The following is a 13,700-nucleotide window of genomic DNA, read 5'->3' as shown; positions in this document are numbered from 1 at the left end:
GCGCGTCTGCATCGTCAAAACCGCGCGAAACGCACCCGATGAAACGAGGTGAGCGTCATGCACACCGCCACGGCCCTGCGGACGGCTACCCCGCCGTCCGCGCTGCGGGCAACCCTGGATTGCCGCCCCGAAGCGGCCTCGCACGCACGGCATCTCACCGGCACCTTCCTGGAAAGCCTGGATCCGGCGCCCGATCAGGGCGCCGCCGAGGCGGTGGTGCTGGTCGTCTCGGAGCTTGTCACCAATGCCGTACGGCACTCGGGCGGCCGGTTCTGCTCGCTGCGCCTGTCGGCCCAGCCCGACGCCATCGCCATCGCCGTCGGTGACGCCAGCCGCGTACCGCCCCAGCGGCGCACCCCGGATGTCCGCGGGGAGGGCGGCGGATTCGGCTGGGCGATGATCTGCGACATGGCCACGGCCACGGCCGTCAGCGAGGAGCCGGGCGGCAAGACCGTGAACGCGATCGTCGCCCGGCGAGGGCGGGCGAGGGGGCACGCCGCTGCCCCGACACCGAGTTGACCTGCTCCGTCACCCACCTGACGACGCTCCGTCCGGGCCGCCGGGCCCGAGCCGGGGAGCTGCGCGAGCCCCCACGTTACGGCGTCGCCCCCTCCCTCGTCGCCGCCCCCTCCCCCGTCGCCGTCCGCGCACGGTCGACGGCGACGGCGATCCCGTCGAGGACGCGTTCGAGGCCGAAGACGAAGTCGTGGTCGGTCGCCGGGTCGTCGTACGCGCCATCGGGCGCCGCCTCGAACAGGCCCGAGGAGAAAAGCAGCGCCACCTGCGGAAAGCGGTCCGGGGTGATGAGCCGCGCCAGGGTCCTGCCGTAGGCCCGTTCGGCCTCCTCCTGACTCAGACCCGTCTCGCTCCTGCCCTGCGCGTGTTCCTGGGCGAGCAGGGAGGCGTGGCGCACATAGCCGCTGAGCAGGGTCAGACTGCCGACCTTGGCGGCCCAGTCGAGTTCCGTGCCGCTCAGCGCGCTCAGGCCCGCTTCCATCCACGCGATCTCATGAGGTCCCATCGGCGGCCCCGCGATGGGGAGCCGGGGAAGCCAGGGCCGGTCGTGGTTGACCAGCCGCTGGGCGACGGTCCACTGCCGTAGCCCCGCACGCCATCGGTCGGGAGCGGTCTCGACGTCGGGCGGAGCGCCGAGTGCCAGGTCCCGCATGAGGACGAGGAGCTCGTCCTTGGATCCGACATGGCGGTAGAGGGACATCGGGGAGACGCCCAGCTCCTTCGCGATCTTCGGCAGCGTCGCGCCCGGCAGCCCGTCGCGGTCCGCCAGTTCCACCCCCGTACGCACCACGCGCTCGGTGTCGAGCGCGGCGGGCCGGCCGAGGCCCGAGGCCGATACCGGGAGCCTCCACAGGCGGGCCAGCTCGGCGGGCGCCTCCTCCTGGTCGGCCGACATGGCGCTTCTCCTTCTCGTACCTCGGTTGCTCACCAGGTACATCATGACGCACGGCTACTTAGTTTTCTACATATAGATTATCTCTTATACTAAGCCGGTGCCGAGGGCTCGCTCATGTCCCGTTGCCCCATGGGCCCTCACGTCAGGACGGAGAGAGTTCCAGGTGACAGCCATAACGCAGTCCCATGCCCCGGGCCCCGCACGGGGCCCTGTGCGCCGGACCGAACGGGCCCTGGCGCCCGACCTGGCCCGGGGCGCCATGCTGTTGTTCATCGCGCTCGCGAACTCCGCGGTGTTCACCTTCGGCAACCAGCCGGGCGCCGAGGCGTCCCCCCACGGCTGGGAGCGCGGGTTCAACCTCGCCATGTTCGTCTTCGTGCACGCTCGCGCCTATCCGATGTTCGCCGTGATGTTCGGCTACGGGCTGGTGCAGCTCACCCGCAGGCAGGACGCTCAGGGCACCGGGCCCGGCGCGGCGCACTCGGTGCTGCTGAGGCGCAACGCGTGGCTCGTCGCCTTCGGCCTCGTGCACGCCGCGCTGCTCAACTTCGGTGACTTCCTCGGGGCCTACGGCATCGTCGGCATCCTCTTCACCCTGTTGCTGCTGCGCCGCGGTGAGCGGGTGCAGCGCGTCGTGCTGTGGCTATGGGGCTGGATGGTGGTCTACGTCGCCGTTGTGGCGGCCATCGCCGTGTATCACGCCACGAACAGCACATCAGGGTCCGCCGCCGTGCCGACGGACGCTGTCGATTCGCTCTCGGCCCCCGACTACGCCGCGTCCGTGGCCGACCGGCTCGGCGAGTGGCCGATCCACACGCTGACCGTCGTGCCGATCATCGTGATCGTCTGGCTGGGCGCGTGGGCCGCGCGCCGGGGCGTACTGGAGGACCCGGCCCGGCACCGGCGCCTGCTGATCCGCACCGCCGTGATCGCCCTCGGCATCGCCTTCGCGGGCGGGGCGCCGATCGGCCTCGTCAGCGCGGGATTCGTGCATGTCGACGGCGCCACCGCGGACGCGTTCCTGTTGCTGTACGAAGTGAGCGGCCAGTTCGGCGGTCTCGGATACGTGGCGCTGTTCGGGCTCCTCGCCCTGCGGCTGTCGAAGGCCCGCTCGGACGCGCGGCCGAAGCTCCCTGTGGCGGCGCTGGCGGCCCTGGGCCAGCGGTCGCTGAGCGGCTACCTGTTCCAGTCGCTCGCATGGGTGGTGCTGCTCTCCCCCTTCGCCCTCGCGCTCGGAGAGCGCACCGGCAGCCCGACGCTCACCGCTTGCCTGAGCGCCGTCCTGGTCTGGCTCGCCACGGTGGCCGGGGCCTATCTCCTGCAGCGCCGTTCGCTTCCGGGACCCGCCGAGAAGCTGCTGCGGAGGCTTACGTACGGACCCCGGTAGCCAAGCGCTCCGCGCTGGTTGACGGCTCCCCGAACCGCTACTCGATCGTGCGCACCGCGGCCTGCGTCAAGCTGGTCGCGGTGCGCACGGCGCTGGCCACGGCGGCCTGCGGATCGAGCCCGCACAGATCCATGAGGGTGAAGAGCGCCTCGGCGCTCACGGTCACCGCGAGATCCCGTTTGAGCTGGGCGAACGCTTCCGGATCCGTCGCCCCGAGGGTGCCGTCGAGCGGCCGGAGCGCATGGTCGATGAGCCCGAAACGGATTCCGGGCCGCGCGGTCGCGGTGGCGGGCCTGGTGATGGTGGCCGCGATCATCGCCCGTACCGCCCCCTCGCGGGCGAGCACGCCGCGGAGCAGGAACTCGCAGGCGAAGGCGGTGCGCTCGACGGGGTCGGCGGAGTCCGCGACCGGCGCGAGCGCCTCGGCGGGCGGCGGCCAGACGCCCGCCAACGCCTCGCTGATCAGCGAGTGGAGGTCGGGGAAGTACCGGTAGGCGGTGGCCTCCGACACCAGTGCCGCGCGGGCCACCAGTGGCATGGTCACCTCGGCGCCCGTGCCGATGAGTTCGCGGGCCGCCGCCACGATCGCCGTGCGGGTGCGCTGTTTTTGGTTGATGCGGCCGGTACCCGCCTGCGCAGTCATCGCAGAACCCCTCCTCCTGTTCGCTCCAGCCTCCATCGTAGCAACACGCTCTCATCGCGAGAGTGGACTTGCATAACGAGGCTTGCCCTCTCTACTCTCATGAGAGTCAGCTCTCACGATGGAGGCAGCGATGAACAGGGGTGTCGGAACTGGCCCCGGAGGCGACCGTCGCGGCCATGAGCGACTACGCCACGGTCCCCGCGACCGACTTCGCCTGATGGCCGAACCCGGCCAACTCCACTGGAAGACAAGCCACTTGAGGAGCACCCACGTGACCCGCACCACCCACACCCTCACTCTCGACCAGGGCACCCTCGATGTCACGGTCGACCTCCACGGCCGGCAGGGGCATCCCTTCCTGCTCCTGCACGGAGGCGGCGGCCCGCAGACCGTCGCCCCGTTCGCCGGCCTCCTCGCCGAGCAGCGGTCGGCCAGGGTGTTCTCCCCCGTCCACCCCGGCTTCGACGGCACCGCCCGCCCCGACTGGCTGGCCGACGCCAAAACCCTGGCCCAGGTCTACGCGCAACTGCTCGACGCACTCGACCTGCGGGACGTAGCCGTCGTCGGCAACTCCATCGGCGGCTGGATCGCCGCCGAACTGGCGGCACTGGGCAGCGACCGGATCAGCAGCGTCACCCTCGTCAACGCGGTCGGGATCGACGTCCCCGGCCACCCGATCGCCGACACCTTCGGACTGACGCCCATCGAGCTGTCCCGCCTCTCCTTCCACGACCCCTCGAAGTTCCGCTTCGACCCCAGCGCGCTCTCCGAGGCGCAGCGCGCGGTCATGGCCGCCAACCGCGCCACGCTCCGGGTGTATTCGGGCCCACATGCCATGGCCGATCCCACCCTGGCCGAGCGCCTGACCAAGGCCGCCCACCCGACCCTCGTGGCATGGGGCGCGAGCGACCAGGTCGTGGACGCCGACTACGGACGTGCGTACGCGCAGGCCATACCGGACGCGGAGTTCCGTCTGCTGCCCGGCACCGGCCATATGCCCCAGTCCGAGACACCCGACCAACTGCTCCCGGTGGTCTGGGACTTCGCCGACGCCCATGCCACGACCCGGCCGCGCCCCTGAGCCGCCCGTCACCGCTCCTGCGCATACGCCGTGCGCACGGCGAAGGCCGGCCGCCTCGGTGGCGACCGGCCCGGCGTTCAATGGCGTACGTTCAGCCGCCGACGTTCACATCGATGCAGGCGTAGAAGGCGTTGGAGGTGTCCGCGATGTTCCAGACCGCGAGAACCTTCTGCTTGCCCTTCAGACCGCCGAAGTCGACCTGGTGGGTGACGGTCTCGCCCGGCTGCGCCCCGCCGTCGTTGACCTCCGCGATCTTCTGACCACCGACGAAGTACTGCCAGGTGTTGGTCGCGTGACGCGCGGTCAGTTTCCAGGTGAAGCTCGCCTTGGACGGGACGGGCGTGACGGCCCAGCCCTTGCTGTCGTCGTCGAGTTCGGCGAACCGCGCATTGCCACCGCTGCAGCTCGTCAGCCCCTTGGGGCCTTCGACGCTCTGCGGCTCGTACTTGATGTCGCCACAGGCCACGGTCCCGGCGGCGCACTGCGCCTGGCGGCTCGGCGGGTTCGAGATGTAGCCGTGCGCGCTTGCCTCGCCCGCCGGGAGGCTCAGCGCGATCAGGGGCGCTATACCCGCGCCGACGAAAACGGACACCCTGCGTTTCATGTTCATGCCAACTCCTTAGCGGTGAGGGCGCCACGCCGGACGGGAAGCCCTTACCGAAGGTCAGGATGTGGGGGGATGTGGGGGGTGGCTGTACGGAACGCTTGACGGGCCGCGAAGGCGGTCGCGAATCTACGCCCGCACTAGGTCTAGACCATACCGTCTGTCAGTTCACGGTCAAGACATCAGACGGATGTGGTCTGGTCCACTGTCATCCCCGCCGATGTCATACCCCTCACCGAGCCGTCATCGTCCACCGATACGTCATCGCCCGCACCGACCGGCCCCGGGCCACGGCGTCCGGGAGCCAGGACATCGGTGCACGACGGCGGTCAGGACGAGAGAGCAATCAGCCGTCGCCGGTCGTGGGGGGACGAACGGCGGTCCAGCCGCTCTTCCAGACGCCCCCGGACCGCATCGCAACGCCCTGCGGACACGAGCGCGAACAGCAGCGTCTCCTCGACAATCTCGCGCTGCGCCGCGCTGCCACCGACACCGGGGAGCCGCGGCAGCAGCCGCTCCAAACCGCGTGCCGCCTCGGTCCAGCGCTCCTCGAGGATGTCCTCGAACGCCGCGCACAACGGGGCGATGACACTCCGCTGCACCTCATCCGCGCGCAGGGCGTGGACCCGCAGCCGCCGCAGCCCCGGCAGGTCGCCCGCGGCGGTGAGGGCGATGGCGGCGTGCAGGGCGACGAACGCGGTGGCCGGACGCTCCAGGACGTCCACGGGAGCCGTGTCCAGGACATCGCCGATCGGGAACGGCCCCTGCCACGCGCCCGCCAGCCGGGCCCGCCACAGCAGCGAACCGGAGTCGACCAGCGCGCGGACCCCGTCCACCTTCCCGGGGGACAACTGCTCCGCCCACCGGCGGCGGACCGCCGCCGTGTCCTCGAGGGCGAGTTCATGCAGGGCGGCGTGCCAGGAGAAGTGGGCGCGGTGGGTACCGCCCCGGCCCTGGTGGGCCAGCCATCGTCCGAGTCGCTCACGGCCCGCCTCGTGGTCGCCGCGCTCATAGTGCACATGGGCCAGGGCGTGCATCGCGTGTCCGGAGGCGGGCTCGGCGGCCAGCGCCTGCTCGGCCAGGGCTCCGGCCTCGTCGTAACGCCCCTCCTCCTGGCGCATGAAGGCGAGCAGGGACGTGTGGAACCAGCTTCCCCCGTGCGCCGGGGCGGTCCGCTCGACCACGCGCAGTGCGGTAGTGCCGTCGAGATCGCGCAGACCGGAGAACGCGATGGTGGGCACCGCGACGGCGAGCGCCAGCGCATCGCCCGGGTACTCCTCCAGGTGGCGCAGGAGGGCGGTGTCACCGTCCGCGGGCGTGTGCAGGACACGGCGGGAGACGACGTCCACGAAGGAACGCTCGTAGTCGTCGGCCCGCTCGCGCACCGCGCGCCGGGCATCGGCCAGCGCCCGGGAAACGTCCACGTCGGCCCCGCACTCATGGCCGATGAGCGCGAGCGCGGCATGGGCGAGGGCGAACCCGGGGTCGAGCGCCACGGAGCGGCGGAGCGCCTGCGGGGCCCCGGCCCGGACCTTCAGCAGCCGGTCCACCCCGAGGCGGTAGGCGGTGGCGGCGGCCGCGTGCGTGCTGAGGGGGAAACCGGAGGCATCCGTGGGTCGGCGTGTCCGGCGCCGGACAGGGCCGCCACCGGCGGGGAGGGCGGGCGCCGTCCACGAGTCGAGGACCGCCTCGGCGATGGTGGCGGCCTGGGCGCGGATCTCCGGGATGGCGGTCGTTTCCCACAACTCGCCACGGCGGGGAGCGCCGAGGGTCCACAGCGGGCGTGTGCTGCTGTCGTCGGCACCGTGCAACCGTCCGTCGTCGGTGGCCACGCCCATGCTCAGCGGGCCGGGCAGCGCGGCGCCCTGGTCGAGCAGGCTCCGCCACAGCGGGTCGGCCGTGTCCGACAGCCGCAGGCCCGGCCCCGTACAGTCCACCACCCAGCCCACGGGCAGTGTTCGCGGGCCGTCGCCGGTGGTGAGGGAGACCGTCAGGGAGCCGTCGGGCCGCGCCGAAGTGGAAGCGAGTCGCCCCTGGTACGTCCGCATCCGCCGGGAGCGGCGCATGCGCCCCACCGCCTCCGCGGTGGCCGGAGGCATACGGTGGCGGTGGGTGTTCCACAGGGAGCCGTACTGTGCCACGAACTCGGCTCGCTCCTCGGTGGACATCGATGCCCAGATCTCGGCCGTGACCGGGCGCAGCCCGTCCACCGCGGGCCGCCAGTCGCCGTGGGTTCGCATGACGCGGCCGATGTGCTGACGTACCGCGGCGCGCAGCGCGGGCAGGGGCAGGCCGTGCAGTGGTGTCGTACACGCGGCGGCGGGCAGCGGGTCCACCGCATGCGCCTGCGGCACCCTTCCGCCACGGGAGACGGCGTGCACCGTGCGGCCGGGGCGGTCGAGCGTCATGGCGATGTCCACCGAGGTCAGCCCGGTGCCGACGAGGAGGACATCCTCCTTGTCGCCCTGTCCGAGGGCGGCGTCCAGGGCGCCCGGCGCCCAAGGGTCGGCGATGAAGCGGTCGTTGCCGCGCAGTGCCTCGGGCGCCCATTCGGCGTTCGCACGGGACGGCCCGGTCGCCAGCACCACACGGTGCGCGTCGACGGTCCGGCCATCGGCGAGCTCCAGCCGGGCCGTCGGGTCCCCGCCGGGGAGGGTGGTCCAGTGGCAGCCGGTGGCCCGGGTGCGCAGCCGGCGGACGGTGACGACACCCTGCGCCGCCATGATCGCTCGCCCGAGGGTGTCGGCGAGGTAGGCGCCGTAGCGGTAGCGCTCCGCGAAGTCGCCGCCGCGCACGCCCGGTTCACCGTGGTGGCACAGCCACCGCACGAAGTGTCCCGGGTCGTCGGGGTAACAGCTCATCTTGCCGGCCGGCACATTGAGGCGGTGGCGCGAGTCAAGGGTGGAATAGGCGATGCCGCGCCCCGCCTCCGGGGCCGGGTCGATCAGCAGGAGTTCGAACGGGGTACGGCGGCGTGCCGCGGTCTCGCAGAGCTGGATCGCCACCAGCGCACCGGCGGCGCCCGCCCCCACGATGGCGACGGTCCTCGTACACGGCCCTGACGTCGTACACGGCTCTGGCGATGCCATGTGATACCTCCTGCTTCCCGGGAACCGGCGGCCGAGCAGAACCGGTGCCCCGCTCACGCAACCGGTACGGTAGCCAGCTAAGTGCACCAATTCAATGAACTTGGTGAACTGATGGCTGAACAGCGGTGAGTACTTGGCCGGAGGCCGGTGCCCAAGCCGGCGGTATGGTGCCTCGGCCCATGAAACGGACGTGCGTGATAACTTCCCCAGGTGCGGATCACAGCCAAGTCGGACTATGCCGTCCGGGCGATGGCCGAACTGGCGGCCGCGGAGGGCTCACCCCTGACCGCCGAGCAGGTGGCGACCCGGCAGGACATTCCACTGCGTTTCCTCTTCGGCATCCTGCGGGAGCTGCGCCTGGCCCATCTGGTGCGCAGTGTCCGGGGTCCGGAAGGGGGATATCTGCTGGCGCGCCCGGCGAAGGAGATCACCCTCGCCGACGCGATCCGCGCCATGGACGGCCCGCTGGCCAACGTACGGGATGTGGGCCTCAGCGGTCTGGAGTACCCGGGAGCCGCGGCGGTGCTCCCGGATGTGTGGCGCGCGGTGCGGGCGAGTCTGCGGCAGGTGCTGGAGAAGACCACCTTCGCGGATCTGGCCGCCGGTGAACTGCCCCCGCTGGTCCAGGCGCGGGCACGCGAATACCTCGACGACGTCCGCCACTACGACACATGACGGCCCGGGGCCGACGGCCTCGACGATTCGGGACGCGGCCGGCCCGGCGGAACCCACCGACGCCCCGCGGCCCCCCATTCGCGGGCCCGGACTCAGCGTTCGTGGCCGGGGGGAGAAATCGCTCGCCGGGCGGGCCGCGCGCTGCTAGCTTGCGGCCGTGGATCTCTTCTCACGCTCGTGGACGGCGTTGCGCACGGCGGTCGCCGAGCTCCCGGACGAGGACTTCGCCCGGCCGTCCGGCTGTGCCGGCTGGCTCGTACGGGACCTGGTGTGCCACCTGATCATCGACGCCCAGGACGTCCTGATCACCCTCGTGACGCCCGCCGAGACGGAACCGACGCGCAACGCGGTGACCTACTGGGAGGTCGCCGAAACGCCACCGACCGGCGACGACCCGCTCGACGCGCTGACCGTCCGGATGGCCGCCGCGTACGAGGAGCCGTGGCTGCTGAAATTCCACCTCGACGACGTCGGCTCCGCCGCCGGGCGCGCGGCCGAGCTCGCCGACCCGGGCCTGTGGGTCAGCACCCGCGACGAGGTGTTCACCGCGGGCGACTACCTCTCCGTGTACGTGCTGGAGTGGACCCTGCACCACCTCGACCTGATCGCACACCTCCCGGGCGCGGCGGAACCGCCCGCCGAGAGCCTCGCCGGGGCACGCGAGATGCTGGAGCGGATCGCCGGGGCGGCGTTCCCCGCGTCGTGGTCCGACACGGACGCACTGCTGGTCGGCAGCGGCCGGAGAGCCCCGACCGACGCGGAGCAGGCCGAACTGGGCGAGTCGGCCGCGAAATTCCCGCTCTTCCTCGGATAGTCCGCCGGCCTCCGTCGTGGCCCCCTCCCGCCTGGTGGCCCGCGCCCTGCTGTCCCGCGCCCCCTGCCATCCGCGTCATCCCGCGCGCCGGGCAGCCGGGTTGCCCTGGTGGGTGAAGGCGGCCCAGAGGTGGATGCGGTCGAGGTCGGTGCGGACGGCTTCGTCGCACAGCTCGCCGTGGAGGGTGGGCGGTGGCTCGCGCCTCGGGTCGAGCATCCAGAGCTGGGCCGCGCGCAGGGCGTCCACCGGGGCGAGGCCCTGCCTGGTGACGAAGTCGTGGAAGACGGCCATCATCAGGGCGGTCGTGGCGTCGTGGACGGCCCAGCGCGAGCCGATGACATCGGCCGCACCACGGGCGATCAGGGCGGTGGACAGGGTCAGGGCCTCGTCGTGGTCGCGGGTGCTCAGGTCCGTCTCGCAGGCGCTGAGCACCACCAACGGGCCCGCGGTGTCCGGCTGCCCGGTGGCGGCGCCGTCCAGGATGCGGGCCACGGTCAGGCGTCCGGCGTCCTCGGGACCGGCCGGTGGGGCGGCGAGCCACAGTGCCGAACGCGTGGGATCCGGGCCGGCCAGGGCGTGGCAGGAGATGTGCAGGACGGCGACCGGGGAGCCGCCGCCGGGCAGGACGGCGAGAATGTCCTCGGGGGTGCCCGGCGCGTCGATGGCGGTGGCCGTGGGGAACTCGCCGTAGCGGAGGCCGTCGGGGTAGCAGGCCGCGCGCAGCGCCTCCGCCTCGATCTCGGCCCATACCAGGCTGAGTTCGGGGTCGGCGACCAGCACCTGCCCGGCGGTGGTGGGCAGCCGGTCCCGGGTCGCGGCCCGCAGGAACTCGCCGCCGGAGGGCGCGTAGCTGAGCACCGCTTCCTCGCAGGCGTACCGGTGCTCGCGCCCGTCGGTCCCGTACGGGGTGCGGGCCGCGTGCCAGGCGACCGCGCCGAGTGGCCCGCAGGGCACCAGCACGATCCGCGGCGGCTGGTGGAGCGGGCCTACGGCTGCCAGGACGGGGCCCATCGCGGCGGGCCAGGCCCAGTCGCACAGATCGCGCAACGCCGCTTCCCACTGCCCGTCCCGCGCCATCCGCGGGCCCATGTCGGCCGGGGCGTCGGCGGCTGCCCGGGAGCGCCGGGCGGTGGCGTCGAGGTAGCGCTCCAGTGGCGGGCTGCCGGGGGTCAGCAGCGGCAGCTTCAGGACGGTGGGCCGCGCGTCGCCGGTGCCGGGGCGGAGGATCAGTGCGAAGCCGGGCATGCCGGGGCGCTCCCCGGGGACGAGGTAGACGAGTGCGTCGGCCCCGGCGGCGGTGAGACCGGCCGTCAGTGACGGCAGGTCCGGGGGGCCGAGCAGTTTCCAGGCGTCCGCGCCGCTGCCCGCGCCCAGCGCTTCCAGTGCCCTGCGCCGCAGGGTGCCCGGGATCCGGGGCCCGGTGGACTGACCGCTCGGCGTGGCCGCGGTGTCGGGCTCGAGCGGGCCCGCGGTGTCGGGCCGGGGCGCGTCCGCGGCGACCTCGGCGCGCCACTGCCGGGCCAGGTCCGGGTGTCCCCGGGCTTCGAGGAGCTCGGGAATGCCACGGGACGCGGCCGCGGCCCGCAGCACCAGGGCCCGGCCCCGTTCCAGCGCGTGCACCGCATCGGCCGGGCGGCCGCACACGGTGGTCCAGTAGGCCAGCCACAGCGCCTGTGCCGACCCGAAGCGGGCCACGGTCAGGCCGTGTTCGGAGCCGAGTTGGAGGAGAACGTCGGCGGACAGCCTGACCAGCGCCTCGCTTCTGGCGGCCAGGGCGGCCTCCCGGTCCTCGTCGGCGCTCGGACCGCCGCGCTGACGGCGCAGCCAGTGGGCTTCGGAGAGCTGGGTCAGGGTGTCGGCGGAGTGCGGCAAACCGTGTCCCCGGGCGAACATCTCGCGGACCTGGGACAGCTCGGTGATGCACACGTCGAGCAGGTCCGGATCATCGAGGTGGCGTGCCGCGTGCAGCAGGGCCCGGCCGAGCTGATACCGCAGCCGGAGTTCCTCGTGAGGGGTGGGCTGCGGTCCGTCGAGGATCCGGTGGACCTCCGCGATGGCCGCGTCGGCGGCGTCCCGGCTGGGCTCGATCCTGATCAGCTGGATCAGCGCGGAGGTGCGCACCGTTGGGAAGTACGGTCTGAGCATGGGGGCGATCCGCCGGGAGTCGGTCCCCACGACCTCCCTCAGGTACCAGGCCGCGGCGCGGAGTTCCTCCGGATCCTGGTTGCGGGCGGCCTGTTCCTGATGCACCTCGGCCAGAGTGGCGGCGAGCGCGAAGCGGTTCTCCTGGTCGGGCGGCAGGGTGGCGTACAGGCCGGTCAGCTCCTCGACCAGGCGCGGCAGCACGGTGGGATCCCCGCTGCGGCGGGCCAGAGCCAGTTCATGCTGGGCGGTGAACACCATCAAGGTGAGCGTGTCCGTGGACGGCGGTGAGCCCTCGCGCTCGTGTGCGGCGCGCAATTCGCCGGCCAGCGTCCGGGCGGCGTCGGCGGCCCGAAGGCTGCCCCCGAGTGTCGCCGCCTCATGGAGGCGTCCGGCCAGGCCGATGGCCAGGGCACGACGGTTGGCCATGGCCTTCTCACCGTCCCCGGGCAACGTGTCCATCATCTCCCGAAGCCGGGCGGCGCTGGTCTCCAGGTGTGCCAGATCCCCGGTCTGGGAGACCCGTACGGCATCGACCAGTGCGCCCAGCCGCGGCCCCAGGCCGACGTACCCCGGGCCGCCGGGGAGGTCATCGGGGTCCGGCCCCGGCTCCGACATGGCCTCGTCCACCTCGTCGAAGTCCATCGTGCCGGGCACCAGGAGGTTGGCGTGCACCAGCAGGACGGCGTGCAGCTTGGCGATGCGGGCCCGTTCGGGTGCGCGCGCAGGCAGCTCGCACAGGGCCCGCCGGGCGACGTCCGCTCCGTGACGGACCCGCTGGGCCAGCATCCGGGGGTCGCCCTCGCCCGACCTGAGCCCGGTCAGCAGCGCGCGCAGCGGCGCGAGGACCGGTCGGTCCAGGCCCAGGGCCACCACTTCCCCGTCGGCCTCCTCGGGGGAGACCGTGAGGCGGTCCGCGGTCCTGTACAGCCACACCAGGAGTTCCGTGAACCGCGCCAGGTCGTCGGAGGCCCAGCGCAGCACGCTCTGGACGGCGTCGGCCAGCGGGTCACCGGAGTGTTCCCCGGCTTCCCCGAGGGTGGCTGTGCCCGTCGGCTCCGGTGTGCCCTCCTCCTGCGGCGCCGCCACATCGGACTGCTCGGCGGCGGCCGGGGAACTCTCCCCGGACCGGGCAGAGAAGCCGGAGGCGGACGACAGCGTCAGCTCGATCTCCGACACGAGGAACCCGAGGAGCCGACGCACCTCTGGATCTTTCGGGCCACCGGCGAGGCGCTCGATGACCTCCCTGGCCTCCGCCAGGTCCTCCCGCAGGGACGCGGTCAGCGGCCGCGGGCCGGAGGCCCGAAGCCGTGGCTCCTGGCGGGGGTCTTGCCGCTCCGCCCGCACGGCCCGCGCGTAGTGCGCGGGGACGAGCAGCCGGAGCAGCGCTCCCCGGGCTTTCGCGGCGATCGGGTCGGTCAGCGGTCTGGTGCGGTCGGCCCAGCGCAGATGACGCAGCGCGTACTCCCGTTCGCGCCGGGCGGCGTCGGACGTGTCGTCCGTCCCACGGCTGCCGATCCGGACGCACAGCAGTATGCCGAGCAAGGGGACGAAACCGTCCCGGAGCGGATCGTCCTCGGGTAACACCCGCTCGATGGCGGCAATATGCTCGATCGTATGGGCCAGCGCGACGGTCCGCCCCGGGTCGTCCCCCGCTCGTCGCAACACCTCACTGGCCTGGCGGGCGGCGGTTGCGGTCCACGCTCGCAGCGCCCGCGCACCGTCCTCGCCTTCGTCGTGGCGCCGTTGCTCGTCCTCCATGCCGCACTCCCCCCGGTGCCCGGACACGTACCCGCTGACGACCAGCCTCCCACGTGGCGGAAAAGGGCTGTAGCACCCGAGCGGCCCCGCGGG

At 72.7% G+C, this 13,700-nt stretch carries 10 protein-coding genes; 5 read left to right on the top strand and 5 right to left on the bottom strand.

Translation table 11 applies throughout. The features are described 5' to 3' along the window. Window positions 1-57: 57 nt before the first annotated feature. Complete coding sequence (locus CGL27_RS43530; protein WP_119993107.1) at window positions 58-519, top strand: ATP-binding protein; 462 nt, start codon at window positions 58-60, stop codon at window positions 517-519. A 76-nt stretch (window positions 520-595) separates the two neighbouring features. Here CGL27_RS43530 and CGL27_RS43525 read toward each other — a convergent pair whose 3' ends face one another. After that, window positions 596-1,411 (bottom strand): TetR/AcrR family transcriptional regulator, encoded by an 816-nt coding sequence (locus tag CGL27_RS43525; protein WP_119993106.1) that lies wholly within the window; start codon window positions 1,409-1,411, stop codon window positions 596-598. 163 nt (window positions 1,412-1,574) lie between these two features. Between CGL27_RS43525 and CGL27_RS43520 the strand changes: the two genes are divergently transcribed. Next, window positions 1,575-2,798, top strand: coding sequence for a DUF418 domain-containing protein (locus tag CGL27_RS43520; RefSeq protein WP_119993104.1), 1,224 nt, complete (start codon window positions 1,575-1,577; stop codon window positions 2,796-2,798). Between the two features lie 37 nt (window positions 2,799-2,835). On the opposite strand, the gene CGL27_RS43515 is transcribed toward CGL27_RS43520, so the two are convergent. Then, on the bottom strand, window positions 2,836-3,441 hold the full coding sequence (locus CGL27_RS43515) for a TetR/AcrR family transcriptional regulator (RefSeq protein WP_119993103.1): 606 nt from the start codon (window positions 3,439-3,441) through the stop codon (window positions 2,836-2,838). 271 nt (window positions 3,442-3,712) lie between these two features. Between CGL27_RS43515 and CGL27_RS43505 the strand changes: the two genes are divergently transcribed. After that, window positions 3,713-4,522 carry an alpha/beta hydrolase gene (locus tag CGL27_RS43505; RefSeq protein ID WP_119993101.1) on the top strand — a complete coding sequence of 270 codons (810 nt, stop codon included), beginning with the start codon at window positions 3,713-3,715 and terminating at the stop codon, window positions 4,520-4,522. Window positions 4,523-4,613: 91 nt separating this feature from the next. Here CGL27_RS43505 and CGL27_RS43500 read toward each other — a convergent pair whose 3' ends face one another. Both CGL27_RS43500 and CGL27_RS43495 read right to left on the bottom strand, forming a co-directional pair. Then, window positions 4,614-5,132, bottom strand: coding sequence for a lytic polysaccharide monooxygenase auxiliary activity family 9 protein (locus CGL27_RS43500; protein WP_119993100.1), 519 nt, complete (start codon window positions 5,130-5,132; stop codon window positions 4,614-4,616). Window positions 5,133-5,455: 323 nt separating this feature from the next. Then, entirely contained in the window at window positions 5,456-8,215 is a 2,760-nt protein-coding gene (locus CGL27_RS43495; protein WP_119993098.1) for an FAD/NAD(P)-binding protein, read from the bottom strand. A gap of 210 nt (window positions 8,216-8,425) precedes the next feature. Here CGL27_RS43495 and CGL27_RS43490 point away from each other — a divergent pair, with 210 nt between their 5' ends. Further along, window positions 8,426-8,890 carry an Rrf2 family transcriptional regulator gene (locus CGL27_RS43490; RefSeq protein WP_014058908.1) on the top strand — a complete coding sequence of 155 codons (465 nt, stop codon included), beginning with the start codon at window positions 8,426-8,428 and terminating at the stop codon, window positions 8,888-8,890. 157 nt (window positions 8,891-9,047) lie between these two features. After that, complete coding sequence (locus tag CGL27_RS43485; protein ID WP_119993096.1) at window positions 9,048-9,704, top strand: maleylpyruvate isomerase N-terminal domain-containing protein; 657 nt, start codon at window positions 9,048-9,050, stop codon at window positions 9,702-9,704. Window positions 9,705-9,779: 75 nt separating this feature from the next. Here CGL27_RS43485 and CGL27_RS43480 read toward each other — a convergent pair whose 3' ends face one another. Further along, the gene (locus CGL27_RS43480; protein WP_119993094.1) at window positions 9,780-13,607 is read right to left on the bottom strand and encodes a CHAT domain-containing protein; all 3,828 of its coding nucleotides are present in this window, start codon (window positions 13,605-13,607) and stop codon (window positions 9,780-9,782) included. Between the last annotated feature and the right edge of the window lie 93 nt (window positions 13,608-13,700).

It is taken from the genome of Streptomyces sp. 11-1-2, from assembly GCF_003595545.1.
GTDB classification, from domain to species: Bacteria; Actinomycetota; Actinomycetes; order Streptomycetales; family Streptomycetaceae; genus Streptomyces; species Streptomyces hygroscopicus_B.
Note: the sequence above shows the minus strand (reverse complement) of the source record. Positions and strands in the feature narration are given on the sequence as shown.

Bases quoted from the DNA above. Each gene is read 5' to 3' on its own strand.
- CGL27_RS43525 (WP_119993106.1), bottom strand. From the start codon at position 1,411: ATGTCGGCCGACCAGGAGGAGGCGCCCGCCGAGCTGGCCCGCCTGTGG.
- CGL27_RS43480 (WP_119993094.1), bottom strand. From the start codon at position 13,607: ATGGAGGACGAGCAACGGCGCCACGACGAAGGCGAGGACGGTGCGCGG.
- CGL27_RS43500 (WP_119993100.1), bottom strand. From the start codon at position 5,132: ATGAACATGAAACGCAGGGTGTCCGTTTTCGTCGGCGCGGGTATAGCG.
- CGL27_RS43515 (WP_119993103.1), bottom strand. From the start codon at position 3,441: ATGACTGCGCAGGCGGGTACCGGCCGCATCAACCAAAAACAGCGCACC.
- CGL27_RS43495 (WP_119993098.1), bottom strand. From the start codon at position 8,215: ATGGCATCGCCAGAGCCGTGTACGACGTCAGGGCCGTGTACGAGGACC.
- CGL27_RS43530 (WP_119993107.1), top strand. From the start codon at position 58: ATGCACACCGCCACGGCCCTGCGGACGGCTACCCCGCCGTCCGCGCTG.